A 25,891-nucleotide genomic window follows, 5' to 3' on the forward strand; every position below is an offset into this window, starting at 1 on the left:
GCGCAGTATAGAGGGTTTGCGGGGCAATGTCACCCCGCACTGCGCATTCCTATCGCCAGCGTGGCGGCAATGTTCCTTGAAGCACGATAAATATTATCAAATGCCCCACGGAACGCCTCTTCCAGTGTGCTGATACTGGTCAATACGCTAAACACCGCGTCGATACCATATTGATGCACCACCGCCACATCATGCGTCAGGCTGCCGCCAATACCAATCACTGGCTTGTGGTACTTCTTCGCGACATTCGCCACACCTACCGGCACTTTGCCGTGAATACTCTGGCTGTCGATCCGCCCCTCGCCAGTCACTACCAGCGTGCAATCGTGAATATGTTCTTCCAGATTAAGCGCCTGAGTCACAATCTCTATCCCACTGCGCAGATCCGCGCCTAAAAAAGCCATTAACGCTGCGCCCATCCCACCAGCCGCACCGGCGCCGGGAACGTCCTTCACGTCGACCCGCAGCGATTTTTTAATGATGTCAGCATAGTGAGACAGATTACGGTCCAGTTCGAGAATACGTTCTTCCGTTGCCCCTTTCTGCGGGCCAAAGATACGTGAAGCGCCAGTGTCGCCGGTGAGTGGATTGGTCACATCACAGGCCACACGAATTGAACAGGTTTTTAAGCGAGGATCCAGGCCCGAGATATCGATGGCGTTCAGACTCATCAGGCTACCACCGCCGTAGCCAATGTCAGTCCCGTTGGCATCACAGAGTTTCGCCCCCAGCGCCTGCGCCATACCTGCGCCGCCGTCGTTGGTCGCGCTACCGCCAATGCCGATAATGATGCTTTGTGCGCCGCTGTTCAGCGCCTGCAAAATCAACTCCCCGGTACCGCGCGACGTAGTGACTAACGGATTGCGCTTTTCAGGAGGAACCAGCGCCAGACCACTGGCTGCCGCCATTTCTATAAACGCGGTTTTACCGTCCCCGGACATGCCCCAGCAGGCATTCACTTTTTCGCCCAGCGGCCCCGTCACCCACGCGGAATGTTCATTCCCCTGCGTGGCGGCAATCATGGCTTCGACCGTTCCTTCGCCGCCGTCGGCAACCGGAACAGACACATATTGCGCATCGGGAAAAATTTCCCGAAATCCTTTTTCTATTGCCTGAGCCACCTCGGTGGCAGAAAGGCTTTCTTTATAAGAGTCTGGGGCAATTACGATTTTCATAGTTATGTAGCCTGAAAGTGCCGCGCAAGGCAAGAAATACAGGGCGCGCATCCGCGCCCTTCTTGTTAGCGAGTGACTTCCACTTTCGCCAGTTTTTCGTAGTAGCAGGCGAGCGCGCTATGATCGGCGGTGCCCAACCCATCTGCGCGTAGCGCCTGCATCATCTCCATGACAGCAGCCGTCAGCGGCAACTGAGCGCCAACGCCATGCGAGGTATCCAGCGCATTGGCCAGATCTTTAATATGCAAGTCAATGCGGAAACCCGGTTTGAAGTTGCGGTCCATCACCATCGGCGCTTTCGCATCCAGTACGGTGCTGCCCGCCAGTCCGCCACGAATGGCCTGATACACCAGATCCGGATTCACGCCCGCTTTAGTCGCCAGCGTCAGCGCTTCAGACATCGCCGCAATGTTCAGCGCCACAATCACCTGATTAGCCAGCTTGGTCACGTTGCCTGCGCCAATCTCGCCGGTATGCACCACGGAACCCGCCATCGCTTTCAGCAGATCGTAGTACTTGTCGAAAATCGCTTTATCGCCGCCGACCATCACCGACAACGTACCGTCAATCGCTTTTGGCTCGCCGCCGCTGACCGGCGCATCCAGCATATCCACACCTTTCGCTTTCAGCGCCTCGCTGATTTCACGGCTGGCTAGCGGTGCGATGGAACTCATGTCGATCAGTACCGTCCCCGGTTTCGCCCCTTCAATGATGCCGCCTTCGCCCAGCGCCACCTCTTTCACATGCGGAGAGTTCGGCAGCATGGTGATGATCACATCACACTGCTCGGCAATGTCTTTCGCCGTGGCGGCGGTTTCTGCGCCTGCGGCAATCACGTCCGCAATGGATTCCGGGTTACGGTCAGCAACCACCAGCGAGTAACCTGCCTTGAGGAGGTTTTTACTCATTGGTTTACCCATGATACCGAGGCCAATAAAACCAACTTTCATTGTCATGTCTTTATCTCTCTCTACTGTCGATGGTGGTTATTTCTTAAAAGAATCAGCCAGTTTCTGCGTGGCTGAACGGAACACGCCAAGGTCGCTGCCGACGGCAACAAACGTCGCGCCCCACTCCAGATAACGCCGCGCATCCGCCTCTACCGGGGCCAGAATGCCGCTGGGTTTGCCGTGGGCTTTCGCGCGGGCGAAAATGTGCTGGATAGCTTTCTGCACATCGGGATGGGACGCATTGCCGAGGTGGCCTAACGCCGCAGCCAGATCGCTGGGGCCGACGAAGATACCGTCAACGCCTTCGGTCGCCGCGATTGCATCAACGTTATCAACGCCCTGCTGACTTTCGATCTGCACGATGATGGTGATGTTCTTATTCGACTGCGCAAAATAGTCCGGCACGGTGCCAAACATATTGGCGCGGTGGGATACGGACACGCCGCGAATACCTTCCGGTGGATAGCGAGTTGACGCCACCGCATTCACCGCCTCTTCTTCGGTCTCAACAAACGGGATCAGGAAGTTGTAAAACCCGATATCCAGCAGACGCTTAATGATCACCGGCTCGTTGGTCGGCACACGTACCACCGGCGCGCTGGCGCTACCTTTAAGCGCCATCAATTGCGGGATAAACGTCGAGATATCGTTCGGCGCATGTTCGCCGTCCAGCACCAGCCAGTCGAAACCCGCCAGACCTAAAACTTCAGTGCTGATTGGACTGGCTAATGCAGACCAGCAGCCAATCTGAATCTGCTGCGCCGCGAGGGCCGCTTTAAACTTATTCGGGAAAATCGTGTTATTCATCGCCTATACCTTTGTTTATTTCTGCAATTCCATACGTTTAATGTCACCGACAATAAACAGGTAGCAAACCATTGCCATCAGCGCTGAGCACCCTACAAACATCAGCGCGGCATTAAATGAGTGCAACTCGCTCACCAGATACCCAATCACCAACGGAGTAACAATGGAGGCCACGTTGCCAAATACGTTAAATACGCCACCACACAGGCCGACAATCTCTTTCGGCGCGGTATCGGAAATCACCGGCCAGCCCAACGCCCCGAAGCCTTTGCCGAAGAACGCCAGCGCCATCAGCGCGACTACCAGAGCGGTGTTATCGGTGTAGTTACACAGAATAATGGTCGATGCGAGCAGCATGCCGAGCACAATCGGCAGCTTACGCGCCAGGGTGATGCTGGAGCCACGTTTAATCAGATAATCAGAGAACACCCCACCCAGCACGCCGCCAATGAATCCACATAGCGCCGGAATAGACGCCACCAGACCAACTTTGAGGATCGACATACCTTTTTCCTGTACCAGGTAAATCGGGAACCAGGTAAGGAAAAACCAGGTAATTGTGTTAATAAAATACTGTCCGAAGAACACGCCAAGCATCATACGGTTGGTCAGCAACTGCTTGATATAATGCAGCTTAGGACCACCTGACTTCACATCGCCCGGCTTCTTATGGTCCATATCTACGACCGCGCCGTTTTCAGAGATAAACTTCAGCTCTTCTTGCGACATACGCGGGTGATCGGTTGGGTTATGAATAAACTTTATCCATAGCCCGGTGAGCACAAAACCAATCGCCCCCATCACGGTAAAGACGTGCTCCCAGCCCCAGGCGAAGGTCAGCCAGCCGAGCAGCGGCGAAAACAGCGCCAGGGAAAAATACTGTGCGGAGTTAAAAATCGCGGATGCCGTACCGCGCTCTTTGGTCGGGAACCAGGCCGCTACGATACGGGCGTTGGCGGGGAAGGAAGGTGCTTCTGAGAAGCCCAACATAAAGCGCATGATGAACATTGAAATACCTGCCCAGGCCAGCGGGAACATGTCCACAAAGCCCTGCAGGAAGGTAAACAGCGACCAGAAGAACAGGCTCCAGGTATAGACTTTCTTCGAGCCGAACTTATCGAGCAGCCAGCCGCCGGGGATTTGCATCAGCAGGTAAGCCCAACCGAAGGCGGAAAAAATATACCCCATTGAGATGGCGCTGAGGTGCAACTCTTTCGCCACTTCCGTGCCGGCAATTGACAGCGTCGCACGGTCCGCATAGTTAACGGCAGTTACAATAAAAATTATCAGTAATATTAAATAGCGGGTATGTGTACCTTTCTTTTTCTCGACAATTGTATCCAGAATCATTCTATTTACCTCGGGCACATAAAAATGTTTTTATTATTATTTGTTAGCTATCCCTGGTGATAAATTACCGATAATAAAAACACATAATAATTTATCAGACGTTATGAAACCGTGATTTAGTATAATCAGCAGAGCAACGTTAATCATTGTGCAGACGCTCACTAATTACGCGTTGTTAAAATAATATTTTGGGCATATGCACACACGCATGGGCGCTAATGCACACATTTACTGATTAATCCCCTTGGTGGTACGGTCCTGCTGAGTTTAAGTGATCATGATCACATTCTTAATTTTAAACTCCTGACATTCTTATTTCACGATACCGAATATTTATTACTGATAATTAGATTCAAAATATAAATACCCACACTATTATTACCACCTTGCTGGAGAATACTGGACAATGGCCGACATCGAAATCAGACAAGAATCGCCCTCGGCGTTTTATATTAAAGTTCACGCAACAGATAATGTGGCGATTATTGTCAATGACAATGGCCTGAAAGCCGGGACGCGTTTTCCGGATGGGCTGGAGCTGATTGAACATATTCCCCAGGGTCATAAAGTGGCGCTATGCGATATTCCTGTTCACGGCGAAATTGTGCGTTATGGCGAAGTGATAGGCTATGCCGTTCGCGATATCCCGCGCGGTAGCTGGATTGATGAATCCATGGTTGAGCTGCCCAAGGCCCCGCCGCTGGAGACGCTGCCGCTGGCGACCAAAGTACCGGAGCCGCTACCGCCTCTTGAGGGTTATACCTTCGAAGGCTATCGCAATGCAGACGGCAGCGTCGGCACCAAAAATCTGCTCGGCATCTCCACCAGCGTACACTGCGTAGCGGGCGTGGTGGATTATGTGGTGAAAATCATTGAGCGCGATCTGCTCCCCAAATACCCGAATGTCGATGGCGTGGTGGGGCTTAATCACCTGTACGGCTGCGGGGTGGCGATTAACGCTCCGGCCGCCATTGTGCCGATTCGCACCATCCATAATATTGCGCTGAACCCCAACTTTGGCGGTGAAGTGATGGTTATTGGCCTCGGCTGCGAAAAACTGCAACCAGAGCGACTGCTGGAAGGGACTCACGATGTAAAAAGTATCCCGGTCGACAGCGCCAGCATCGTCAGCTTACAGGATGAAAAGCACGTCGGCTTCCAATCAATGGTTGCTGATATTTTGCAAGTGGCAGAACGCCATCTGGCAAAGCTCAACCAACGCCAACGTGAAACCTGCCCGGCATCAGAACTGGTGGTCGGTATGCAGTGCGGCGGTAGCGATGCCTTTTCCGGCGTCACGGCCAACCCGGCAGTCGGTTATGCCTCCGACCTGTTAGTACGCTGCGGCGCGACCGTGATGTTCTCGGAAGTGACCGAAGTGCGCGATGCTATCCATCTTCTTACCCCGCGCGCGATTAACGAAGAAGTAGGTAAGCGCCTGCTCGAAGAGATGGCCTGGTACGATAACTACCTGGATATGGGCAAGACTGACCGCAGCGCCAACCCTTCACCGGGCAACAAGAAAGGCGGTCTGGCAAACGTGGTGGAAAAAGCGCTGGGCTCAATCGCCAAATCAGGCAAGAGCGCCATCGTCGAAGTATTGTCGCCGGGCCAGCGCCCAACCAAACGAGGACTGATTTACGCCGCGACCCCCGCCAGCGATTTTGTCTGCGGTACACAGCAGGTTGCTTCCGGGATCACCGTGCAGGTATTCACCACCGGTCGCGGTACGCCGTACGGTCTGATGGCGGTGCCGGTGATAAAAATGGCGACGCGTACTGAGCTGGCCAATCGTTGGTTTGACCTGATGGACATCAACGCCGGTACCATCGCCACCGGAGAAGAAACCATTGAAGACGTGGGTCTGAAATTGTTCGAGTTTATTCTCGAGGTCGCCAGCGGGCGTAAGAAAACCTTCTCGGATCAGTGGGGACTGCATAATCAACTGGCGGTGTTTAACCCGGCGCCAGTGACCTGATTGCTGAAAGTGAAATTCGATTACAGGTCGGGGAGTTCGAAAACTTTCCGACCTTTTTGTCAAATACTCACCAGAACAACCTCAATCCCATGCTTACGTAATCCTTCCAGACTCTCCTCTGGAATATTTTCATCAACAATAATCATATCGATCCGCTGGGTATCAATGATCTTATGCAGACTGGAGCGATTAAACTTCGTCGAGTCGGTAACAACGATGATGCGCTCCGCGACTTCACTCATCCGGCGATTGAGACGCGCTTCATCCTCATTGTGTGTGCTAACACCACGCTCTAAGTCGATAGCATCAACGCCAAGAAACAGCATGTCGAAGTGATAATTTTGTAGCGATTGCTCAGCCTGATCGCCATAAAAGGATTGCGACTGACGACGCAAGTGACCGCCGGTCATCAGCAGCTCAACCCCTTCGGCTTCCAGTAACGCATTAGCGACATTCATACCATTGGTCATTGCAATCACATTGGTATGCTGGCGCATCAGGCGGGCAATTTCATACGTCGTGGTGCCGGAATCAAGGATCACGCGGTGCCCCGGTTTAATCAACTCTGCGGCGGCTCTGGCAATACTGCGTTTTACCGCTGTATTGAGCGAACTTTTGTCTTCAACAGAAGGCTCAACACCAGGCGTAGTGCTATCGCAAATCAGCGCCCCACCATAGGCGCGTACCGCAATCCCCTGTTTTTCCAGAAAAGCGAGGTCGTTACGAATCGTGACCGTGGAGACGCCATAAAATAAGGAAAGATCGTTAACCTGAACGCTTCCCTGCTGCCGTAACCGCTGGATGATCTGCTCGCGCCTTTCGCTGGTGCCGATAACGCGCTTGTCTGCAGAAGACTCGGTGTTACTCATAAGAAATCCTTTAGTTGTCTCTTTCGTTTTATTTCGTTTTGTCTATTAACGCCTTTCTTTTACGCGAATGCAAGCCCCACAAGCAGAGAAGAGTCGAACGGATTCACGCTGAAACCTTTCATTGCGTTTCTTTTGTGAAACAGATCGGAAAACTATTATCTTTCGTTTTATTTTTAAATCACCATGATGCAGTATTAAATGAAACAAAACGAAAGATTGATGTCGCAGTTATCTGACCTGGAGAGGAAAGTGAAACATCTAACTAAAATGGTCGAGCAACATAAACGGGGGAAGGCAAACGGGATTTATGCCGTTTGTTCCGCGCATCCAATCGTACTGGAAGCCGCAATACGCTACGCCCATGCCAATCATACACCGCTATTGATCGAAGCAACTTCTAATCAGGTTGACCAGTTTGGCGGCTATACGGGGATGACACCAGCCGATTTTCGCAGTTTTGTCTGCGGTTTAGCCGACTCGCTTAATTTTTCTCAGGATATGCTGATTCTCGGTGGAGACCACCTTGGACCAAACCGTTGGCAAAATCTGCCAGCAGAACAAGCAATGGCCAACGCTGACGATCTGATCAAGAGTTATGTCGCCGCTGGCTTTAAAAAGATCCACCTTGATTGCAGCATGTCTTGTGCTAACGACCCGGTTCCACTAACGGATGAAATCGTCGCTGAGCGCGCCGCGCGCCTGGCAAAAGTTGCCGAAGAAACCTGTATTGCGCATTTTGGTGAATCTGACCTGGTCTATGTAATTGGCACAGAAGTCCCGGTTCTTGGCGGCGCTCACGAAGCATTAACCGAACTGGCGGTAACAACGCCGGATGCGGCACGCGCAACGCTGCAGGCCCACTATCACGCCTTTGAAAAGCGCGGACTGGAAGGTATCTGGCCGCGTATCATCGCCCTGGTGGTGCAACCCGGCGTCGAATTCGACCACACCCACATCATTGATTACCAACCGCAGAAAGCCGTGTCACTCAGCAAAATGGTGGAAGACTACGACACGCTGATTTTTGAAGCGCATTCTACCGATTACCAAACGCCTCAGTCCTTGCGCCAGTTGGTTAAAGATCATTTCGCGATCCTGAAAGTCGGCCCGGCGCTGACCTTTGCCCTGCGCGAAGCGTTATTTTCATTAGCCGCTATTGAAGAGGAATTGCTGCCCGCAAAAGCCAGCTCAGGCCTGCGACATGTCCTGGAAAGCGTGATGCTTGATCGACCAGAGTACTGGCAGAGCCACTATCACGGCGATGGCAACGCGCGCCGTTTGGCCCGCGGATATAGCTACTCAGATCGGGTTCGTTACTACTGGCCGGACAGCCAGATTGATGAGGCATTCGAACGTCTGGTACGTAACCTGGCCGACGAACCGATCCCGTTACCGCTGATTAGCCAGTATCTACCCTTGCAGTACGTAAAAGTGCGCGAGGGAGATCTCAGCGCGACTCCGCGAGAACTCATCATTAACCATATTCAGGACATACTGCAGCAATATCACTGCGCCAGCCTGGGTGATTCATCCCATAACGCATAACAAGAAAGAGAAAAATACCATGCCAAACATTGTATTAAGTCGCATTGACGAACGTTTAATTCACGGTCAGGTCGGTGTGCAATGGGTCGGATTTGCGGGGGCAAATCTGGTGCTGGTCGCCAATGATGAGGTGGCTGAAGATCCGGTGCAGCAAAACCTGATGGAAATGGTTCTGGCGGAAGGGATTGCCGTGCGCTTCTGGTCACTACAAAAAGTAATCGACAATATTCACCGTGCCGCCGATCGCCAGAAAATTTTGCTGGTCTGCAAATCGCCTGCGGATTTCTACCGTCTGGTCGAAGGCGGTGTTCCTGTTAATCGTATCAACGTTGGCAACATGCACTATGCCAACGGCAAGCAGCAAATCGCCAAAACGGTTTCTGTAGACGCTGCCGATATAGCGGCGTTTAACGGGTTGAAAGCCGCTGGGGTGGAATGCTTCGTTCAGGGCGTTCCCACAGAACCCGCCCAGGACCTCTATAAACTTCTCTGAGGGATTCACAATGGAAATCAGTCTGTTGCAGGCTTTTGCGTTGGGTATTCTCGCCTTTATTGCAGGCCTGGATATGTTCAACGGGTTAACGCACATGCACCGCCCGGTTGTTCTCGGGCCGCTGGTCGGCCTGATTCTGGGCGATCTGCATACCGGTATTTTAACCGGGGGTACGCTGGAACTGGTGTGGATGGGTCTGGCTCCGCTGGCGGGAGCACAGCCGCCAAACGTCATCATCGGCACCATCGTGGGGACGACTTTCGCCATCACCACTGGCGTAAAACCGGAAGTCGCTGTCGGTGTCGCTGTACCGTTCGCGGTAGCGGTACAAATGGGTATTACCTTCCTCTTCTCCGTGATGTCCGGGGTGATGGCGCGCTGCGATCGCATGGCGGCGAATGCCGATACAGACGGAATTGAGCGGGTCAACTATCTGGCGTTACTGGCGCTGGGGACGTTCTACTTCTTATGCGCTTTCCTGCCGATTTACTTTGGCGCGGAACATGCCAAAACAGCTATAGATGTTCTGCCGACCCGCCTAATTGATGGCCTCGGCGTGGCAGGCGGCATCATGCCAGCTATCGGTTTCGCCGTACTGCTGAAAATCATGATGAAAAACGTCTACATCCCTTACTTCATCCTGGGTTTTGTCGCCGCCGCCTGGCTCAAACTCCCTGTGCTGGCGATCGCCGCCGCAGCACTGGCCATGGCGCTGATCGATTTTCTGCGTAAATCACCTGAACCTACAGCTCCCGCAGCACAAAAAGAGGAATTCGAAGATGGCATCTAATCAAACGGCTCTGCCGAACGTTTCCGAAACCGAAGAAACGCTGCTGTCCGGCACGAATGAAAACGTCTATGAAGACCAGAATATCGGTGCCGAGCTGACGAAAAAAGATATCAACCGTGTTGCCTGGCGTTCCATGTTGTTACAGGCCTCTTTCAACTATGAACGTATGCAGGCATCAGGATGGTTGTACGGCCTGTTACCTGCACTGAAAAAGATCCATACCAACAAGCGAGATCTGGCGCGTTCAATGAAAGGCCATATGGGCTTCTTCAACACGCACCCGTTCCTGGTCACGTTTGTTATCGGGATTATCCTGGCAATGGAACGCTCCAAGCAGGATGTGAACAGTATTCAAAGTACCAAGATTGCCGTCGGTGCGCCGCTTGGCGGTATCGGTGATGCCATGTTCTGGTTAACGTTATTGCCTATTTGCGGCGGTATCGGGGCAAGCCTGGCGCTACAAGGCTCTATTCTTGGCGCTGTAGTCTTTATTGTGATGTTTAACGTGGTTCATCTTGGTCTGCGCTTTGGGCTGGCACACTATGCTTACCGAATGGGCGTTGCAGCTATCCCACTGATTAAAGCTAACACCAAAAAGGTTGGACATGCGGCATCTATCGTTGGGATGACGGTGATCGGCGCGCTGGTAGCGACCTATGTTCGCCTGAGCACCACGCTGGAAATTACTGCTGGCGATGCGGTTGTGAAACTACAAACAGACGTTATAGACAAGCTGATGCCTGCATTTTTGCCGCTGGTCTACACATTGACCATGTTCTGGCTGGTTCGTCGTGGCTGGAGTCCTCTGCGTCTTATCGCCATTACCGTGGTGCTCGGCATCGTGGGTAAGTTCTGTCACTTCCTGTAAATGTAAGGGGTTGTAGATGTTAGGTATTATTTTGACGGGCCATGGCGGGTTTGCCAGCGGAATGGAAAAAGCGATGAAACAGATTTTAGGTGAACAGACTCAGTTCATCGCCATCGACTTTCCGGAAACCTCAACCACAGCCTTACTCACCTCGCAACTTGAACAGGCAGTGAGTGAACTGGATGCTCAGCAAGACATCGTGTTTCTGACTGACTTGTTGGGCGGAACACCATTTCGCGTCGCTTCCACACTGGCCATGCAAAGGAAAGGTACTGAAGTGATCACCGGCACCAATCTGCAACTGCTGCTGGAAATGGTACTGGAACGCGACGGCCTGAGCAGCGAAGCGTTTCGTTTGCAGGCGCTGGAATGCGGACATCGGGGGTTGACCAGCCTGGTGGACGAGCTGGGACGCTGTCGCGAGGAAAAACCCGTCGAGGAAGGGATATGATACAGGTGCTACGCGCCAAGCGTCTGCTCACGGAACAAGGCTGGCTGGACGATCATCAGGTGCGTATTGAGGATGGCACCATTAGCGCCATTGAGCCTATCGTCTCAGGCGTGATGGTGCGCGATGCTGAGCTGTTGTGCCCTGCATATATCGATACCCATGTGCACGGAGGCGCAGGTGTCGATGTCATGGATGATGCGCCGGATACGCTCGACAAGCTGGCAATGCACAAAGCGCGCGAAGGGGTAGCCAGTTGGCTACCCACCACCGTCACCGCCCCATTACCCGATATTCACCGCGCATTGAAACGTATTGCCCACCGCTACTATTCCGGCGGGCCTGGCGCGCAGGTACTGGGGAGTTATCTTGAAGGTCCGTACTTTACGCCACAGAACAAAGGGGCGCATCCGCCTGAGCTCTTCAGGGAACTGGAGCTCAGGGAACTGGATGAACTGATTGCGATTTCCCAACAAACATTGCGGGTCGTTGCGCTGGCGCCAGAAAAAACCGGCGCATTGCAGGCTATCAAACATCTGAAGCAGCGCAACGTACGGGTGATGCTGGGCCACAGCGCAGCCACCTGGGAGCAAACCCGCGCCGCCTTTGATGCCGGTGCTGATGGGCTGGTTCACTGCTATAACGGTATGACCGGTTTACACCACCGGGAGCCCGGAATGGTTGGCGCAGGGTTAACCGACTCTCGCGCCTGGCTGGAGCTTATCGCTGACGGACACCATGTCCACCCGGCGGCCATGAAGCTGTGCTGCTGTTGCGCAAAAGACAGACTGGTGCTGATCACCGATGCAATGCAGGCAGCTGGTATGCCGGACGGGCGCTATACGCTCTGCGGTGAGGAAGTGGAAATGCGCAGCGGTATTGTGCGTACCGCTTCCGGTGGCCTGGCGGGCAGCACGCTCTCGGTTGATGCAGCCGTACGTAATATGGTCGAGTTCACCGGGATTACCTCTGAAGAGGCGATCCACATGGCTTCGCTCCATCCTGCTCGCCTGTTGGGAATCGATCGCCAACGCGGATCGTTAGCGGTGGGTAAATATGCCGACATTATCGCCCTCAATAGCGGCCTGCATTTGCAGCAGATCTGGATTCAGGGTCAGGCTCTCCCCCTTTAGACCTTTCATTTTGTCTCGTATTGGCCTGCGGTCTTTGATCGCCGGGCCTTTCTTTTCCTTTCGCTTATAAAATTTTGATCCGCACAATCTGCAAGCGATTCTTTAAAGATCAACAAGATAATTACAGTCTTCGTTCTCACGATCACAAATTTCGTTTTATTTCATTTTGCATCATTGAACTTTCACTTTCTTTCATATAGATTTTAATCAATCGATCATATGAACAAGTGAAACGAAACGAAAGATAGCGACATTTTGCCAGCGTCTTATGTGGAATTTACGAGACTAAGGACTTAAGTTATGCCAGAAACCTACACCCCTGCTCACGCGTCGACGGGCACCTGGACAGAAGAAGAGATCCGTCAGCAACCCGCTAGTTGGATCCGCTCTCTCGCTAATATCGATAATATTCGATCCGCCATTGATAGCTTTCTCGCGCCATTGTTGCGCAAAAACGATCTGCGGATCGTACTGACCGGGGCGGGTACTTCCGCATTTATCGGCGACATTATTGCTCCGTGGCTGGCAAGCCAAACCGGAAAAAACATCAGCGCCGTGCCGACCACCGATCTGGTCACCAATCCGATGGATTATCTGAATCCCGCACATCCGTTGCTGCTGGTTTCTTTCGCTCGCTCAGGTAACAGCCCCGAAAGCGTTGCGGCTGTGGAACTGGCTAATCAGTTTGTACCTGAGTGCTATCACCTGCCAATTACCTGTAACGAAGCAGGTAGCCTGTATCAAAACGCCCTCGCAAGCGACAATGCCTTTGCACTGTTAATGCCTGCTGAAACGCACGACCGTGGCTTCGCCATGACCAGCAGTATTACCACCATGATGGCCAGTTGCCTGGCGGTATTCGCCCCGCAAAAAATCAACAGCCAGACCTTCCGCGACGTGGCCGATCGTTGCCAGACGATCCTGACTTCACTGGGTGATTTCAGCGACGGCGTATTCGGCAACGCGCCATGGAAACGGATCGTCTACCTCGGTAGCGGTGGGTTACAGGGAGCCGCGCGTGAATCGGCACTGAAAGTCCTGGAACTGACAGCGGGTAAACTGGCGGCATTCTATGATTCGCCGACCGGTTTTCGTCATGGGCCAAAATCGCTGGTTGATAACGAAACGCTGGTAGTGGTCTTTGTTTCCAGCCACCCCTATACACGCCAATACGATCTTGATCTGTTAGCTGAATTACGCCGCGATCGGCAGGCGCTGCGGGTAGTCGCGATTGCCGCACAAACCGATGACGTGATTGAAGCCGGCCCGCATATCCTGCTGCCGCCTGCCCGCACCTTCATTGATATGGAACTGGCGTTCTGCTTCCTGATGTATGCGCAGGTCTTCGCCCTGACACAGTCAATCAGTATCGGTAATACGCCAGATACGCCTTCTGCCAGCGGTACCGTGAACCGCGTCGTACAGGGCGTTGTTATTCATCCCTGGAACGCCTAAAAGGATCGTTTTATGAGCATTATTTCTACAAAATACCTCCTGCAGGATGCGCAAAAAAAAGGCTATGCCGTACCGGCCTTTAACATCCATAACGCCGAAACGATCCAGGCGATCCTGGAAGTGTGCTATGAAATGCAATCGCCGGTGATCCTTGCCGGAACGCCGGGTACGTTTAAACATATCGCGCTGGAAGAGATTTATGCGCTGTGCAGCGCTTATTCCACCAGCTACGGCATGCCGCTGGCGCTGCACCTGGATCACCATGAATCGCTGGACGATATCCGTCGTAAGGTGAATGCCGGGGTGCGCAGCGCCATGATTGATGGCAGCCACTTCCCGTTTGAAGAAAACGTCAAGCTGGTGAAATCCGTTGTGGACTTTTGCCATGCCAAAGATTGCAGCGTGGAAGCTGAGCTGGGCCGCCTCGGCGGCGTTGAAGATGATATGAGCGTGGATGCCGAAAGCGCCTTCCTGACCGACCCGCTGGAAGCGAAACGGTTTGTCGAACGTACCGGCGTCGACAGCCTGGCTGTTGCCATCGGCACGGCACACGGTTTGTACACTAAAACGCCCAAAATCGATTTCCAGCGTTTAGGGGAAATCCGTGAAGTGGTGGATATTCCGTTGGTGCTGCATGGCGCAAGCGATGTTCCTGACGACTACGTCCGCCGCACAATCGAGCTGGGAATATGCAAAGTTAACGTGGCCACCGAACTGAAAATCGCCTTTGCCGACGCGGTCAAAGCATGGTTTGCAGAAAATCCGCAGGGCAACGATCCCCGCTATTACATGCGGGTCGGTATGGATGCGATGAAAGAAGTGGTGCGGAGTAAAATTAATGTCTGTGGTTCAGCAAACAAATTGATGGCTACCTGCGAATTATCGTGACCATCATTATATTCTGCGCGAGTGCTATCTGCGTGTTGTCAGGTAGCGCTCATTGTTCGAATAATTAGTGTACACGCCATCATGACATGTTAAAAACGGCTGCTCATCGTGTGATTCGCAGCATAAGCCAGTGTTGAAGGACATCCTGAATGCTAAAGAGATCTTGCTACTGATAGCAGCTAAAGCGAAGCACAATGCGGTAGAAAACTACCAGGCCGCCACCGTCACTACAACTATTCCTGATTCATTTTTATGGCTGCACCGTAATGTGAGTAGTCTGATTGATGGCTCACAATATCCTGATAAATAAAAATTTACAGCACCCTCCATATCCCCCCTTTTGTCGCGCCAACGCGTTGCAGTTTGCCTTTTAGCTGCAACGCTTTCAGATAGCGCTCTACGGTGCGGGCTGAAATTTCACACTCATCAGCGATACTTTTGGCAGATCTGCCCGGCTGATTCGACAAGATTTGTAGAATACGTTTTTCTATATCCAGTAAATCAGACGACATTTCTTCCGACATTTCTTCCGACATTTCTTCCGACAGGGTTGATGGTTTTCCCAATCCCTCCTGCAAAGCAGAGATGATGTTTTCCAGGATAAACTCTATAAATGGCGTGCAGCTACTTTGCCGGTCGCACTGCCCTAACACCTGGTAATAGCGGTCCTGTTGGTAGTGGATCAGTGTCTCTACGGGTAACCACGCCAATTCCGATCGCCACTCACGCAGGATTAATGTCTGCCACAGCCGCCCCATCCGTCCATTACCGTCGGCAAAAGGATGAATAAATTCAAATTCATAATGGAAAACAGCGCCAGCAATCAGCGGGTGAAGCTCTGTCGTTTTTAACCAGCCCAGTAAATCATTCATCAAACGTAAAACTTGTGAGGCTGGCGGAGCCATGTGAATAAGCTGCTTTTCCCTGTAAACACCAACATTGCCGGCACGTAACTGACCCGGGTTATCGACCAGACCGAGCATGAGGACCCGATGTGCTTGTAAAAGGTCGGATAATTGTTCACTTTTCCATTCCGACATCTTTTCATAGGCCAGAATCGCATTTCTCACTTCCTGTATGTCTTTAGCAGGAGCCAGAATACGTTTTCCTTCCATCAGAGCGGTGACTTGTTCTGTAGTCAATGAATTATGCTCAATCGCTAAAGAGGCCTGAATGGTGCGAATACGATTTTCTTTGCGCAAAAGAGGAGATGCCCTACCAGCCATCGCGGCCCAATGCCCCATCAACTCACCAATTTCAATGACTTGATTAAGGATCAATGGAGTGACGACGAAAGGTGGTTGGTAGGTGCTCACTCTTACTCCCCCTGCTGGTCCAGCGCGTACTTATACAGCGCATTCTTTTTCACGCCGTGAATTTCCGCTGCCAGCGCCGCCGCTTTCTTCAGCGGCAGCTCTTTTTGTAACAACGCCAGCGTACGCAGCGCATCAGCCGGGAGGTCATCTTCCTGCGCTTTATGCCCTTCGACAATCAGCACCATTTCGCCCTTACGACGGTTTTCATCTTCCTTGACCCACGCCAGTAGTTCGCCGACCGGCGCGCCGTGTATGGTTTCCCAGGTTTTGGTCAGTTCGCGCGCCAGCACCACATAACGGGATTCGCCCCAGACGGCGACCATATCTTCCAGACTATCCAGTAAACGGTGGGTAGATTCATAAAAAATAAGCGTACGCGGTTCTGCCTCAATGGCTTTCATCGCATCGCGGCGGCCTTTCGATTTGGCAGGCAGAAAACCCTCATAGCAAAAACGGTCAGACGGCAGACCGGCAGCGCTCAGCGCGGCAATCGCCGCACACGGGCCAGGCAGCGGCACCACGCGGATACCTGCTTCACGACAGGTGCGCACCAGATGGTAGCCCGGATCGTTAATCAGCGGCGTTCCGGCATCAGAAACCAGCGCGATGTTTTGCCCTTCTTTGAGCTTTGCCACCAGCGTCTCGGCTTTTTGTTGCTCATTGTGATCGTGTAAGGCAAACAAACGGGCGTTAATCGCGAAGTGTTGTAACAATAATCCTGTATGACGGGTGTCTTCAGCGGCAATTAAATCAACGGCTTGTAAAACTTCGAGCGCTCGTTGGGTAATATCAGCCAAATTTCCGATAGGAGTAGGTACAATAAAGAGTTGGCCTTGAGAATTATCCGCCGATTCGTGTTGTTTCATTGTGTCGTCCGTATTGCCGATTTAATATTGAGCATTGCGTAAAAAAATATCACTGGATACAGTATGGTACCCTCAACATTTTCTCGTTTGAAAGCCGCGCGCGCGCTACCAGTCATTCTGGCAGCATTGATTTTCGCAGGCTGTGGCACCCAGGCGCCAGACCAGAGTGCAGCCCATATGCAGGGCACTGCGCAGGCTGATTCCGGCTTTTATCTGCAACAGATGCAGCAAAGTTCAGATGATAGCAAGACCAACTGGCAATTACTCGCCATTCGTGCACTGCTGAAAGAAGGCAAGAGCCAGCAGGCTATCGAATTGTTCAACCAGTTACCGCAGAAGCTAAATGATGCCCAGCGTCGTGAGCAGTCACTGCTGGCCGTCGAGATCAAGCTCGCGCAGAAAGATGTTGCAGGAGCACAGGCCCTGCTGGATAAACTCACGCCCGCCGATTTCGACCAAAACCAGCAGGCGCGTTACTGGCAGGCGCAAATCGACGCCAATCAGGGTCGCCCGTCGCTGTCGCTGCTGCGCGCCCTGATCGCCCAGGAACCACTGCTTACCGCGAACGCTAAGCAGAAAAACATTGATGCAACCTGGCAGGCGCTGTCGTCCATGACCCAGGAGCAAGCGCAGACGCTGGTCATCAATGCGGATGAAAACGTACTGCAAGGCTGGCTGGACCTCCAGCGCGTCCGGTTCGATAACCGTAACGACCCGGACATGATGAAAGCCGGTATTGCCGACTGGCAAAAACGTTACCCGCAAAACCCGGGAGCAAAACTGCTGCCAACGCAGTTGGTTAACGTGCAGAGCTTTAAGCCAGCTTCCACCAGCAAGATTGCCCTGCTGCTGCCGCTGAACGGTCAGGCCGCTGTATTTGGTCGTACTATTCAGCAAGGCTTTGAAGCCGCGAAAAACATGGGCACTCAGCCGGTAGCCGCTCCTGTTACCGCCGCGCCTGCTGCGGATGCCTCTGCTGTGACGACCACGGATCAGCCGCAAACGACTGACGGTGTTGCCAGCCCTTCTCAGGCGTCAGTAAGCGATCTTACCAACGAGACGCCTGCGCAGCCAGAAGCTACAGCCCCACAGCCAACCGCACCAGCACAACCAATTATCGCCAGCGCGCCGGCAAATCCGTCCGCTGAGTTGAAAATCTACGACACCTCATCGCAGCCGCTGAACCAGATCCTGGCCCAGGTTCAGCAAGATGGCGCAAGCATCGTGGTAGGCCCGCTGTTGAAGAATAATGTTGAAGAGCTGATGAAAAGCAATACGCCATTAAACGTCCTGGCGCTTAACCAGCCTGAGTCCGTACAGAATCTGGCGAATGTTTGTTACTTTGCCCTGTCGCCAGAAGATGAAGCGCGCGATGCCGCACGCCACATCCGCGATCAAGGCAAACAGACGCCGCTGCTGTTGATCCCACGCAGTTCGTTAGGCGATCGCGTGGCTAATGCTTTTGCGCAGGAATGGCAAAAACTGGGCGGCGGCGTAGTGCTGCAGCAGAAGTTCGGCTCCACGGCTGAGCTGAAAATGGGTGTCAACGGCGGCGCTGGTATTTCCCTGACGGGCAGCCCGGTAGCCTCTTCTGTACCTGCGCAGCCTGGCGTGACGATTGGCGGTCTGACGATTCCGGCAGCGCCCACCGATGCGCAAATCACCACGGGCAGTGGCCGTGTTGACGCCGTGTATATTCTGGCGACGCCGGAAGAAATCGCCTTTATTAAACCGATGATCGCCATGCGTAACGGCAGCCAGAGCGGAGCAACGCTGTATGCCAGTTCCCGTAGCGCACAGGGAACCGCTGGCCCGGACTTCCGTCTGGAAATGGAAGGCTTGCAGTACAGTGAAATCCCAATGCTGGCAGGCGCTAACATGCCTCTCATGCAGCAGGCGCTTGGCGCGGTGCGTAACGACTACTCACTGGCGCGTATGTACGCGATGGGTGTCGATGCCTGGTCGCTTGCCAACCACTTCTCGCAAATGCGTCAGGTGCAGGGCTTCGAAATTAACGGCAACACTGGCGCATTGACCGCAAATCAGGATTGTGTGATTAACAGGAAGTTATCATGGCTCAAATACCAGCAAGGACAGGTCGTCCCCGCCAGTTAACGAGTAAACAGACCGGTGACGCGTGGGAAGCTGTTGCGCGTGACTGGCTGCACAGCAAGGGACTGCATTTCATCGCCGCCAACGTGCGTGAACGTGGCGGCGAAATCGACCTGATAATGCGTGAAGGCAACACCACCGTATTTGTTGAAGTTCGCTACCGGCGTTCAGCCCAATTTGGCGGCGCGGCGGCGAGTGTGACCCGGAGCAAACAACACAAATTATTACAGACCGCCCGCTTGTGGCTTGCGCGCCACAATGGGAGTTTTGATACTGTGGATTGCCGGTTCGATGTGTTAGCCTTCACCGGAAATGATGTTGAGTGGTTTAAAGACGCGTTCAACGACCGCTCATAGTTGAAGATTCAGAGCCTGGTTCTTAAGGATTAGCGTGTTAGATAGAATTAAAGTCTGCTTTACAGAAAGCATTCAAACTCAGATAGCTGCGGCTGAAGCGCTCCCGGATGCGATCTCCCGTGCAGCCATGACGCTGGTTCAGTCCCTGCTCAATGGCAACAAAATTCTCTGTTGTGGTAATGGGACGTCCGCTGCCAACGCACAGCATTTTGCTGCCAGCATGATCAATCGTTTTGAAACGGAACGGCCAAGTTTACCTGCTATTGCACTAAATACTGATAATGTGGTCTTAACTGCGATTGCCAACGATCGCCTGCACGACGAAGTTTATGCAAAACAAGTCCGTGCGCTGGGACATGCAGGTGATGTTCTGCTGGCAATCTCTACGCGTGGTAATAGCCGCGATATCGTGAAAGCCGTTGAAGCCGCCGTGACCCGCGACATGACAATCGTCGCGCTGACCGGGTATGACGGAGGGGAGCTGGCCGGGTTGCTGGGGCCGCAGGATGTTGAAATCCGCATTCCCTCACACCACAGCGCCCGCGTTCAGGAAATGCATATGCTGACGGTCAACTGCCTTTGCGATCTCATCGATAACACGCTTTTTCCTCACCAAGATGATTAAGGAGTACACATGAAGGCATTTTCGCCGCTTGCTGTGATTATCGCTGCACTGCTGCTGCAAGGCTGTGTAGCTGCCGCCGTGGTCGGAACCGCAGCCGTCGGGACTAAAGCCGCGACGGATCCGCGTAGTGTCGGCACTCAGGTAGACGACGGAACCCTGGAATTACGCGTCAATACGGCGTTGTCGAAAGATGCCCAGATCAAGAAAGAAGCGCGTATCAACGTTAGCGCGTATCAGGGCAAGGTTCTGCTGGTCGGTCAGTCACCAAATAGCGAGCTGTCTGCGCGGGCAAAACAGATTGCAATGGGCGTAGAAGGTACCACTGAGGTCTTTAATGAGATCCGTCAGGGCCAGCCAATCGGTCTGGGCGATGCGTCCAACGATACCTGGATCACCACCAAAGTACGTTCCCAGTTGCTGACCAGCGATCAGGTGAAATCCTCTAACGTGAAAGTCACCACCGAGAACGGGGAAGTGTTCCTGCTGGGCCTGGTTACTGAACGTGAAGCGAAGGCGGCGGCGGATATCGCCAGCCGGGTAAGCGGCGTGAAACGCGTCACGACGGCCTTTACGTTTATTAAGTAATACCGATGCCGGATAGCGACGCATAAGCGTCTTATCCGGCCTACAGGACGTCATCGTTTGTAGGTCGGATTAACGTCAGCGCCACCCGGCATTTTATTTTGCCCTTTCGCGTAGCTCGGAGGAGGTCAGGATCGTAACGCCCTCATCTCCTGGCGCCAGCGCTTCTGCCAGCATTGCCCGTGCAACATCACGCGCTTCAATCGACTTCCAGTTACCCGGCAGCAGCCTGAACAACGGCGCTAAAAACTTCTCATTCGTCCGCTGTTTATCCCGTTCCCCCAGTAGCATCGAAGGTCGGACAATCGTCAGGCGCGGCCATTTCTGCGCGATTAACGCCTGCTCCATTTCCCCTTTCACCCGGTTATAAAAAAACGGTGAATCCGCATTCGCGCCCATCGAACTCACCACCAGCATATGCTGGGCACCTAACCGGCGTCCCGTCAGGGCGGTGTCCACCACCAGCGTATAGTCAGCATGGATAAACGCCTCTTTCGAGCCGGCTTCACGCCGGGTGGTTCCCAGACAACAAAAAACGATATCGACCGGATCGGTGACTTGCGCCAGAGCATCAGTTAGCTGCGGATCATGGGGATTATAAATGCCAACCGTATCAGCCAGCGGTCGACGCGTCGGCGCCGTAATGGCGTTGACCCGGGGTTCATTAAGCAGCATACGCAGTAAATTTCCGCCTACCAGCCCCGTTGCGCCTGTTATTAACACCTGACTCATCCTCGCTCCTTTACAGATTTGTCCGTCTTGCACTCTCAGCCTTAGCGACCAGACTTAATAGTTCGTGAGGTAATTATCCGCCAACATGGAAATTCTGCCTCATTCGCAAACAACTCAACGGAGGAAACATGAGCAAGAAGATTGCCGTTTTAATCACTGATGAGTTTGAAGATTCAGAATTTACATCACCAGCAGCAGAATTTCGCCAGGCCGGGCATGAAGTCATCACCATTGAAAAACAGGCAGGCAAAACGGTGAAGGGGAAAAAAGGAGAAGCCAGTGTCACCATCGACAAAGCGATCGAGGATGTGCGCCCTGCCGATTTTGACGCCCTGCTACTGCCAGGCGGTCACTCGCCGGACTATCTGCGCGGGGACGATCGTTTCGTGACCTTTACCCGGGATTTCGTTAACAGCGGCAAACCGGTGTTTGCTATTTGCCACGGTCCACAGTTGCTGATCAGCGCGGATGTCATTCGTGGCCGTAAACTTACCGCCGTGAAACCTATCATCATTGACGTAAAAAATGCGGGCGCCGAATTTTACGATCAGGAAATGGTGAATGATAACGATCAGCTGATAACCAGCCGAACACCGGATGACCTGCCAGCGTTTAACCGTGAGGCATTACGTATTCTCGGGGCGTGAGTCTCGTAGCCAGAGCATTTTTTTGCCAAAGCCCAGCGTGTTGTCCGTAAATTTGACTTCATCCAGCCGAATTTCCCACACGGGTGCGGACAGCATTCTGGCCACCGGGAAGCGGCGATTATACGCTTTACGCGCAACGTCACTCTCCTCCCCCTCAAGACGGCGGATTTTCCCTTTAAACTGTACGCCGCGAATCAGGGCTACCGTTTTGGGTTGGCCGTTTACCGTACCGGCAACAGGCGCACGTGGCCCGGACATCTGAGCATGACGCGTTTTCTCTTCGGTCAGCACATAGAACACCACCTTTTGCGCATCAAACAGGTAAAACGCATTGGCGCACCACAATTCACCATCCTGGTGTACACACCAGGTTACGACGTGCTGTTTTGCCAGCCAGCGGGTCACCGCAGTCAGTGTTTCCATTTCTGTTCTCTTTTATACTGTAGGCCTGAAAATTATCACGTCGATGGTGACAATGACACCCTGGTATCTGTATCTGATCCGTACCGCGGACAACGCTTTATACACCGGAATAACCACCGATGTGGAGCGTCGATATAAGCAACATCAGAGCGGGAAAGGCGCGAAGGCGCTACGTGGAAAGGGAGAACTCACCCTGGCATTTGCGGCGCAGGTCGGCGACCGTTCGCTGGCTCTGCGCATCGAGTATCGCGTCAAACAGCTCACAAAGCGTCAGAAAGAGCGCCTTGTAGAGGGCGGAGGGCTTGAGGCTCTGCTGAGCAGCCTGCAAACCCCGGATGTTAAAAACGATTGAAGTGGTCGTGGTATTCCACCAGGCCCGTCACGCCCTCCAGCGCATCGTCCGCCAGGCGATGAACCTGGAACGCGCTTTCGGTGCCCGGCCAGCGGCAACGCAGGTCATGATGCGCTGCCAGCTCAAAGCCAAAGCGGCTGTACAGTGCCGGATCGCCCAGCGTAACCACCGCGGCGTAGCCAAACTCGTTCAGGGAGTCGAGTCCTTCATAGACCAGTTGACGCGCCAGGCCCTGACCACGGTAGTTTTCATCCACTGCGAGCGGCGCCATGCCGACCCATTGCAGATCTTCACCCTGAACATCGACAGGACTGAACGCGACGTAACCCACTACCTGACCTTCGTCATCTGTCGCAACCAAACCCAGCGTTAAGAAACCATCTTCACGCAGGTCGTGCACTAATTTCGCTTCCGCATCGCTCTCAAATGAACGACGCAGCAACGCATCAATACCGGGGGCATCGATGGGAATCTCAACTCGAATCAGCATGGCTCACCTACCGAAGTCTGTTTGGTGTCTGGCGTCGTTTTCATTCCCGCCTCAACAAAATCCGCCAACTGCATCAGCATGACGCGCAACGCTTTAGGCATCTGATCCAGTTCGATGGCGTCCATCAGATTTTTTACGTATAGCCCTAATTCTGTGTCACCTTCAATCACCAGGCGACGCTGGAAGAAAAGCGTATCCGGATCCTGCTTACGTGCAGCAATCATCAGTAAATCGCTGGCGTCAGCGCTAAAACTCACATCCGCATCGGCACTCTGGCTGACGATAAGTTTATCGTTCTCAACAGAGGTATACCATTGGAGGCCAATATCACGCACATGAATACTCAGCCAGCGGCCTTCGAGGAACTCCAGCTCTCCATCAGCCAGCGCCTGGCTAAACTGCCAGCTCAGAACCTGCTCCAGGACCTGGCGCTTCAGCGCAAAGGGCGTCAGTTTAACCGGTACACTCATCAGAGAAGGACCAAAATGTACTAAGCGTGAACGCAGTTTATCCAACACGAGCTTTACTCCCTGTTTCAATAGTCCTGCTATTTTGCCATATCCAATAAACGACATAGCGGCATAAATCAACAATTCGATGCGAAATTGTTACCTCTTTATTGCTGTCACCAATACGACTTTAACTGCCTCAAATCAAAAATTGTCTCAGCAAGGTTAACTAAAATCCCTCTTCGTTAACATTTCTGCGCCCTTCACGGCGCTACGTTCAGGATAAATTATGGAGCTGCTCTGCCCTGCCGGAAATCTCCCGGCGCTTAAGGCGGCCATCGAGAACGGCGCTGATGCTGTCTACATCGGGCTGAAAGATGATACCAACGCCCGTCATTTCGCCGGCCTTAATTTTACCGAGAAAAAATTGCAGGAAGCGGTGAGTTTTGTCCATCAACACCGTCGTAAGCTGCACATCGCGATTAACACCTTTGCGCATCCGGATGGTTATGCGCGCTGGCAGCGGGCCGTAGATATGGCGGCGCAACTGGGTGCGGATGCACTAATCCTCGCCGACCTCGCCATGCTTGAGTATGCCGCAGAGCGCTACCCGCATATTGAGCGCCATGTCTCTGTTCAGGCATCTGCTACCAACGAAGAGGCGATTAATTTTTATCATCGCAACTTTGATGTCGCGCGCGTGGTGCTGCCGCGCGTGTTGTCTATTCATCAGGTGAAGCAGCTCGCTCGCGTCACGCCCGTTCCACTCGAAGTGTTCGCCTTTGGCAGCCTGTGCATTATGGCGGAAGGGCGGTGTTATCTTTCATCCTACCTGACGGGTGAATCGCCTAACACGGTTGGCGCTTGCTCTCCCGCGCGTTTTGTTCGCTGGCAGCAGACCCAACAAGGTCTGGAATCGCGTCTGAATGAAGTGCTGATTGACCGCTATCAGGACGGAGAAAATGCCGGTTATCCGACACTGTGTAAAGGCCGTTATTTGGTTGACGGCGAGCGCTATCATGCGCTGGAAGAACCCACCAGCCTGAACACGCTGGAGCTGCTGCCGGAGCTGCTGGCGGCCAATATTGCCTCGGTAAAAATCGAGGGACGCCAGCGTAGCCCGGCCTACGTCAGCCAGGTGGCGAAAGTGTGGCGTCAGGCGATCGATCGTTGTATAGCCGACCCACAGAACTATGCGCCACAGGCGGCATGGATGGAAACGCTCGGTTCCATGTCCGAAGGCACGCAGACCACGCTTGGCGCGTATCACCGTAAATGGCAGTGAGAGAAGCAATGAAATATTCCTTAGGGCCGGTGCTGTGGTACTGGCCAAAAGAAACGCTGGAAGATTTTTATCAGCAGGCCGCCGCCAGCCAGGCCGACATTATCTATCTTGGCGAAGCGGTATGCAGCAAACGTCGCGCCACTAAAGTCGGCGACTGGATTGATATGGCGAAGTCGCTCGCCGGCAGCGGTAAACAGGTGGTGCTGTCAACGCTGGCGCTGGTGCAGGCCTCGTCTGAGCTAGGCGAATTAAAGCGCTACGTCGAAAACGGCGACTTCCTGCTGGAAGCCAGCGATCTGGGCGTGGTAAACATGTGCGCGGAACGTAAGCTGCCGTTTGTCGCCGGACATGCGCTCAACTGCTACAACGCGGTGACGCTACGTTTGCTGCTCAAACAAGGGATGGTGCGCTGGTGTATGCCGGTAGAATTATCTCGCGACTGGCTGATCAATCTGCTCAACCAGTGTGAACAGTTAGCTATCCGCGATAAGTTTGAAGTAGAAGTGCTGAGCTACGGCCATCTGCCGCTGGCGTACTCTGCCCGCTGCTTTACGGCGCGTTCCGAAGATCGGCCAAAAGACGAGTGTGAAACCTGCTGCATCAAATACCCGAACGGGCGAGATGTGCTGTCGCAGGAGAATCAGCAGGTCTTTGTTCTCAACGGGATCCAGACCATGAGCGGCTATGTTTATAACCTCGGCAACGAGCTGACATCCATGCAGGGGCTGGTGGATATTGTACGTCTGTCCCCTTCAGGCACTGAAACATTTGCCATGCTGGATGCCTTCCGCGCCAATGAAAACGGCACTGCCCCATTACCGCTTGCCGCCCATAGCGACTGCAACGGTTACTGGAAACGTCTGGCTGGGCTGGAACTGCAATCCTGATAAAACCTCGCCGGATGGCG

29 protein-coding genes are annotated in these 25,891 nt (G+C 53.3%); 18 read left to right on the forward strand and 11 right to left on the reverse strand.

Annotated features, from left to right (window positions below):
- Nucleotides 1-29: 29 nt before the first annotated feature.
- The 4 genes from garK to garP form a co-directional block, all read right to left on the reverse strand.
- Nucleotides 30-1,175 carry a glycerate 2-kinase gene (gene garK / locus FOB24_RS22015; protein ID WP_150345467.1) on the reverse strand — a complete coding sequence of 382 codons (1,146 nt, stop codon included), beginning with the start codon at nucleotides 1,173-1,175 and terminating at the stop codon, nucleotides 30-32.
- A 65-nt stretch (nucleotides 1,176-1,240) separates the two neighbouring features.
- A complete protein-coding gene (garR, locus tag FOB24_RS22020) occupies nucleotides 1,241-2,131 on the reverse strand; it encodes a 2-hydroxy-3-oxopropionate reductase (RefSeq protein ID WP_038634119.1) in 891 nt (296 codons plus the stop codon).
- Between the two features lie 30 nt (nucleotides 2,132-2,161).
- Nucleotides 2,162-2,932 (reverse strand): 2-dehydro-3-deoxyglucarate aldolase, encoded by a 771-nt coding sequence (garL, locus tag FOB24_RS22025; protein WP_038634122.1) that lies wholly within the window; start codon nucleotides 2,930-2,932, stop codon nucleotides 2,162-2,164.
- A gap of 15 nt (nucleotides 2,933-2,947) precedes the next feature.
- On the reverse strand, nucleotides 2,948-4,282 hold the full coding sequence (gene garP, locus FOB24_RS22030) for a galactarate/glucarate/glycerate transporter GarP (protein ID WP_150345468.1): 1,335 nt from the start codon (nucleotides 4,280-4,282) through the stop codon (nucleotides 2,948-2,950).
- A 406-nt stretch (nucleotides 4,283-4,688) separates the two neighbouring features.
- On the opposite strand from garP, the gene garD reads away from it, so the two are divergent.
- Nucleotides 4,689-6,260, forward strand: coding sequence for a galactarate dehydratase (garD, locus tag FOB24_RS22040; RefSeq protein ID WP_038634129.1), 1,572 nt, complete (start codon nucleotides 4,689-4,691; stop codon nucleotides 6,258-6,260).
- 59 nt (nucleotides 6,261-6,319) lie between these two features.
- On the opposite strand, the gene FOB24_RS22045 is transcribed toward garD, so the two are convergent.
- The gene (locus FOB24_RS22045) at nucleotides 6,320-7,129 is read right to left on the reverse strand and encodes a DeoR family transcriptional regulator (RefSeq protein WP_038634132.1); all 810 of its coding nucleotides are present in this window, start codon (nucleotides 7,127-7,129) and stop codon (nucleotides 6,320-6,322) included.
- A 267-nt stretch (nucleotides 7,130-7,396) separates the two neighbouring features.
- Between FOB24_RS22045 and kbaZ the strand changes: the two genes are divergently transcribed.
- The 9 genes from kbaZ (at nucleotide 7,397) to FOB24_RS22090 (ending at nucleotide 15,059) form a co-directional block, all read left to right on the forward strand.
- The gene (kbaZ, locus tag FOB24_RS22050; protein ID WP_263364684.1) at nucleotides 7,397-8,674 is read left to right on the forward strand and encodes a tagatose-bisphosphate aldolase subunit KbaZ; all 1,278 of its coding nucleotides are present in this window, start codon (nucleotides 7,397-7,399) and stop codon (nucleotides 8,672-8,674) included.
- Nucleotides 8,675-8,693: 19 nt separating this feature from the next.
- Nucleotides 8,694-9,167, forward strand: a complete 474-nt coding sequence (agaV, locus tag FOB24_RS22055) for a PTS N-acetylgalactosamine transporter subunit IIB (protein WP_038634137.1) — start codon at nucleotides 8,694-8,696, stop codon at nucleotides 9,165-9,167.
- A 10-nt stretch (nucleotides 9,168-9,177) separates the two neighbouring features.
- On the forward strand, nucleotides 9,178-9,957 hold the full coding sequence (gene agaW, locus FOB24_RS22060) for a PTS N-acetylgalactosamine transporter subunit IIC (protein ID WP_038634140.1): 780 nt from the start codon (nucleotides 9,178-9,180) through the stop codon (nucleotides 9,955-9,957).
- Entirely contained in the window at nucleotides 9,947-10,825 is an 879-nt protein-coding gene (gene agaE, locus FOB24_RS22065) for a PTS N-acetylgalactosamine transporter subunit IID (RefSeq protein WP_038634142.1), read from the forward strand. The genes agaW and agaE overlap by 11 nt, the downstream gene beginning before the upstream one ends.
- Nucleotides 10,826-10,841: 16 nt before the next feature.
- The gene (agaF, locus tag FOB24_RS22070; protein WP_150345470.1) at nucleotides 10,842-11,276 is read left to right on the forward strand and encodes a PTS galactosamine/N-acetylgalactosamine transporter subunit IIA; all 435 of its coding nucleotides are present in this window, start codon (nucleotides 10,842-10,844) and stop codon (nucleotides 11,274-11,276) included.
- On the forward strand, nucleotides 11,273-12,406 hold the full coding sequence (gene nagA, locus FOB24_RS22075; protein ID WP_150345471.1) for an N-acetylglucosamine-6-phosphate deacetylase: 1,134 nt from the start codon (nucleotides 11,273-11,275) through the stop codon (nucleotides 12,404-12,406). Before agaF ends, nagA begins: the two co-directional genes overlap by 4 nt.
- A gap of 300 nt (nucleotides 12,407-12,706) precedes the next feature.
- The gene (locus FOB24_RS22080) at nucleotides 12,707-13,861 is read left to right on the forward strand and encodes an AgaS family sugar isomerase (protein ID WP_085048665.1); all 1,155 of its coding nucleotides are present in this window, start codon (nucleotides 12,707-12,709) and stop codon (nucleotides 13,859-13,861) included.
- Nucleotides 13,862-13,873: 12 nt separating this feature from the next.
- On the forward strand, nucleotides 13,874-14,749 hold the full coding sequence (kbaY, locus tag FOB24_RS22085) for a tagatose-bisphosphate aldolase subunit KbaY (protein WP_087856879.1): 876 nt from the start codon (nucleotides 13,874-13,876) through the stop codon (nucleotides 14,747-14,749).
- Nucleotides 14,750-14,879: 130 nt separating this feature from the next.
- A complete protein-coding gene (locus FOB24_RS22090; RefSeq protein ID WP_223229507.1) occupies nucleotides 14,880-15,059 on the forward strand; it encodes a sugar phosphate isomerase family in 180 nt (59 codons plus the stop codon).
- Between the two features lie 4 nt (nucleotides 15,060-15,063).
- Here FOB24_RS22090 and FOB24_RS22095 read toward each other — a convergent pair whose 3' ends face one another.
- Both FOB24_RS22095 and rsmI read right to left on the reverse strand, forming a co-directional pair.
- Nucleotides 15,064-16,065: a Fic family protein gene (locus tag FOB24_RS22095; protein WP_087856880.1), complete on the reverse strand. Its 1,002-nt coding sequence runs from the start codon at nucleotides 16,063-16,065 to the stop codon at nucleotides 15,064-15,066.
- Nucleotides 16,066-16,067: 2 nt separating this feature from the next.
- Entirely contained in the window at nucleotides 16,068-16,931 is an 864-nt protein-coding gene (gene rsmI, locus FOB24_RS22100; RefSeq protein WP_038634156.1) for a 16S rRNA (cytidine(1402)-2'-O)-methyltransferase, read from the reverse strand.
- A gap of 63 nt (nucleotides 16,932-16,994) precedes the next feature.
- On the opposite strand from rsmI, the gene FOB24_RS22105 reads away from it, so the two are divergent.
- The 4 genes from FOB24_RS22105 to dolP are packed head-to-tail and all read left to right on the forward strand — an operon-like array spanning nucleotide 16,995 to nucleotide 20,609.
- Nucleotides 16,995-19,046, forward strand: coding sequence for a penicillin-binding protein activator (locus FOB24_RS22105; protein WP_150345472.1), 2,052 nt, complete (start codon nucleotides 16,995-16,997; stop codon nucleotides 19,044-19,046).
- Nucleotides 19,004-19,399 (forward strand): YraN family protein, encoded by a 396-nt coding sequence (locus FOB24_RS22110; RefSeq protein WP_038634160.1) that lies wholly within the window; start codon nucleotides 19,004-19,006, stop codon nucleotides 19,397-19,399. The genes FOB24_RS22105 and FOB24_RS22110 overlap by 43 nt, the downstream gene beginning before the upstream one ends.
- A gap of 34 nt (nucleotides 19,400-19,433) precedes the next feature.
- Nucleotides 19,434-20,024, forward strand: a complete 591-nt coding sequence (diaA, locus tag FOB24_RS22115) for a DnaA initiator-associating protein DiaA (RefSeq protein ID WP_003024948.1) — start codon at nucleotides 19,434-19,436, stop codon at nucleotides 20,022-20,024.
- Between the two features lie 9 nt (nucleotides 20,025-20,033).
- The gene (gene dolP / locus FOB24_RS22120; protein WP_003024954.1) at nucleotides 20,034-20,609 is read left to right on the forward strand and encodes a division/outer membrane stress-associated lipid-binding lipoprotein; all 576 of its coding nucleotides are present in this window, start codon (nucleotides 20,034-20,036) and stop codon (nucleotides 20,607-20,609) included.
- Between the two features lie 93 nt (nucleotides 20,610-20,702).
- Here dolP and FOB24_RS22125 read toward each other — a convergent pair whose 3' ends face one another.
- A complete protein-coding gene (locus FOB24_RS22125; RefSeq protein WP_150345473.1) occupies nucleotides 20,703-21,338 on the reverse strand; it encodes an NAD(P)H-binding protein in 636 nt (211 codons plus the stop codon).
- A 128-nt stretch (nucleotides 21,339-21,466) separates the two neighbouring features.
- Between FOB24_RS22125 and FOB24_RS22130 the strand changes: the two genes are divergently transcribed.
- Nucleotides 21,467-21,985: a type 1 glutamine amidotransferase domain-containing protein gene (locus tag FOB24_RS22130; protein ID WP_038634164.1), complete on the forward strand. Its 519-nt coding sequence runs from the start codon at nucleotides 21,467-21,469 to the stop codon at nucleotides 21,983-21,985.
- Here FOB24_RS22130 and FOB24_RS22135 read toward each other — a convergent pair.
- Complete coding sequence (locus FOB24_RS22135; protein WP_150345474.1) at nucleotides 21,965-22,408, reverse strand: YhbP family protein; 444 nt, start codon at nucleotides 22,406-22,408, stop codon at nucleotides 21,965-21,967. The genes FOB24_RS22130 and FOB24_RS22135 overlap by 21 nt on opposite strands.
- Before the next feature lie 52 nt (nucleotides 22,409-22,460).
- On the opposite strand from FOB24_RS22135, the gene FOB24_RS22140 reads away from it, so the two are divergent.
- Entirely contained in the window at nucleotides 22,461-22,760 is a 300-nt protein-coding gene (locus tag FOB24_RS22140; RefSeq protein ID WP_038634168.1) for a GIY-YIG nuclease family protein, read from the forward strand.
- On the opposite strand, the gene FOB24_RS22145 is transcribed toward FOB24_RS22140, so the two are convergent.
- Both FOB24_RS22145 and ubiT read right to left on the reverse strand, forming a co-directional pair.
- Nucleotides 22,747-23,250 carry a GNAT family N-acetyltransferase gene (locus FOB24_RS22145; protein ID WP_003024966.1) on the reverse strand — a complete coding sequence of 168 codons (504 nt, stop codon included), beginning with the start codon at nucleotides 23,248-23,250 and terminating at the stop codon, nucleotides 22,747-22,749. The genes FOB24_RS22140 and FOB24_RS22145 overlap by 14 nt on opposite strands.
- A complete protein-coding gene (ubiT, locus tag FOB24_RS22150) occupies nucleotides 23,244-23,768 on the reverse strand; it encodes a ubiquinone anaerobic biosynthesis accessory factor UbiT (protein ID WP_038634172.1) in 525 nt (174 codons plus the stop codon). The genes FOB24_RS22145 and ubiT overlap by 7 nt, the downstream gene beginning before the upstream one ends.
- Nucleotides 23,769-23,988: 220 nt before the next feature.
- On the opposite strand from ubiT, the gene ubiU reads away from it, so the two are divergent.
- Both ubiU and FOB24_RS22160 read left to right on the forward strand, forming a co-directional pair.
- Complete coding sequence (ubiU, locus tag FOB24_RS22155; RefSeq protein WP_006687898.1) at nucleotides 23,989-24,984, forward strand: ubiquinone anaerobic biosynthesis protein UbiU; 996 nt, start codon at nucleotides 23,989-23,991, stop codon at nucleotides 24,982-24,984.
- Nucleotides 24,985-24,992: 8 nt separating this feature from the next.
- Nucleotides 24,993-25,871 (forward strand): U32 family peptidase, encoded by an 879-nt coding sequence (locus FOB24_RS22160; protein ID WP_449508533.1) that lies wholly within the window; start codon nucleotides 24,993-24,995, stop codon nucleotides 25,869-25,871.
- Nucleotides 25,872-25,891 lie beyond the last annotated feature (20 nt).

This window comes from Citrobacter werkmanii (assembly GCF_008693645.1).
Lineage (GTDB): Bacteria > Pseudomonadota > Gammaproteobacteria > Enterobacterales > Enterobacteriaceae > Citrobacter > Citrobacter werkmanii.

What these genes read in the sequence shown, in the direction of transcription:
- garK (WP_150345467.1), bottom strand. Translation starts at nt 1,175, where the DNA reads ATGAAAATCGTAATTGCCCCAGACTCTTATAAAGAAAGCCTTTCTGCC.
- garR (WP_038634119.1), bottom strand. Translation starts at nt 2,131, where the DNA reads ATGACAATGAAAGTTGGTTTTATTGGCCTCGGTATCATGGGTAAACCA.
- garL (WP_038634122.1), bottom strand. Translation starts at nt 2,932, where the DNA reads ATGAATAACACGATTTTCCCGAATAAGTTTAAAGCGGCCCTCGCGGCG.
- garP (WP_150345468.1), bottom strand. Translation starts at nt 4,282, where the DNA reads ATGATTCTGGATACAATTGTCGAGAAAAAGAAAGGTACACATACCCGC.
- garD (WP_038634129.1), top strand. Translation starts at nt 4,689, where the DNA reads ATGGCCGACATCGAAATCAGACAAGAATCGCCCTCGGCGTTTTATATT.
- FOB24_RS22045 (WP_038634132.1), bottom strand. Translation starts at nt 7,129, where the DNA reads ATGAGTAACACCGAGTCTTCTGCAGACAAGCGCGTTATCGGCACCAGC.
- kbaZ (WP_263364684.1), top strand. Translation starts at nt 7,397, where the DNA reads ATGGTCGAGCAACATAAACGGGGGAAGGCAAACGGGATTTATGCCGTT.
- agaV (WP_038634137.1), top strand. Translation starts at nt 8,694, where the DNA reads ATGCCAAACATTGTATTAAGTCGCATTGACGAACGTTTAATTCACGGT.
- agaW (WP_038634140.1), top strand. Translation starts at nt 9,178, where the DNA reads ATGGAAATCAGTCTGTTGCAGGCTTTTGCGTTGGGTATTCTCGCCTTT.
- agaE (WP_038634142.1), top strand. Translation starts at nt 9,947, where the DNA reads ATGGCATCTAATCAAACGGCTCTGCCGAACGTTTCCGAAACCGAAGAA.
- agaF (WP_150345470.1), top strand. Translation starts at nt 10,842, where the DNA reads ATGTTAGGTATTATTTTGACGGGCCATGGCGGGTTTGCCAGCGGAATG.
- nagA (WP_150345471.1), top strand. Translation starts at nt 11,273, where the DNA reads ATGATACAGGTGCTACGCGCCAAGCGTCTGCTCACGGAACAAGGCTGG.
- FOB24_RS22080 (WP_085048665.1), top strand. Translation starts at nt 12,707, where the DNA reads ATGCCAGAAACCTACACCCCTGCTCACGCGTCGACGGGCACCTGGACA.
- kbaY (WP_087856879.1), top strand. Translation starts at nt 13,874, where the DNA reads ATGAGCATTATTTCTACAAAATACCTCCTGCAGGATGCGCAAAAAAAA.
- rsmI (WP_038634156.1), bottom strand. Translation starts at nt 16,931, where the DNA reads ATGAAACAACACGAATCGGCGGATAATTCTCAAGGCCAACTCTTTATT.
- FOB24_RS22105 (WP_150345472.1), top strand. Translation starts at nt 16,995, where the DNA reads ATGGTACCCTCAACATTTTCTCGTTTGAAAGCCGCGCGCGCGCTACCA.
- FOB24_RS22110 (WP_038634160.1), top strand. Translation starts at nt 19,004, where the DNA reads ATGGCTCAAATACCAGCAAGGACAGGTCGTCCCCGCCAGTTAACGAGT.
- dolP (WP_003024954.1), top strand. Translation starts at nt 20,034, where the DNA reads ATGAAGGCATTTTCGCCGCTTGCTGTGATTATCGCTGCACTGCTGCTG.
- FOB24_RS22125 (WP_150345473.1), bottom strand. Translation starts at nt 21,338, where the DNA reads ATGAGTCAGGTGTTAATAACAGGCGCAACGGGGCTGGTAGGCGGAAAT.
- FOB24_RS22130 (WP_038634164.1), top strand. Translation starts at nt 21,467, where the DNA reads ATGAGCAAGAAGATTGCCGTTTTAATCACTGATGAGTTTGAAGATTCA.
- FOB24_RS22135 (WP_150345474.1), bottom strand. Translation starts at nt 22,408, where the DNA reads ATGGAAACACTGACTGCGGTGACCCGCTGGCTGGCAAAACAGCACGTC.
- FOB24_RS22140 (WP_038634168.1), top strand. Translation starts at nt 22,461, where the DNA reads ATGACACCCTGGTATCTGTATCTGATCCGTACCGCGGACAACGCTTTA.
- FOB24_RS22145 (WP_003024966.1), bottom strand. Translation starts at nt 23,250, where the DNA reads ATGCTGATTCGAGTTGAGATTCCCATCGATGCCCCCGGTATTGATGCG.
- ubiU (WP_006687898.1), top strand. Translation starts at nt 23,989, where the DNA reads ATGGAGCTGCTCTGCCCTGCCGGAAATCTCCCGGCGCTTAAGGCGGCC.
- FOB24_RS22160 (WP_449508533.1), top strand. Translation starts at nt 24,993, where the DNA reads ATGAAATATTCCTTAGGGCCGGTGCTGTGGTACTGGCCAAAAGAAACG.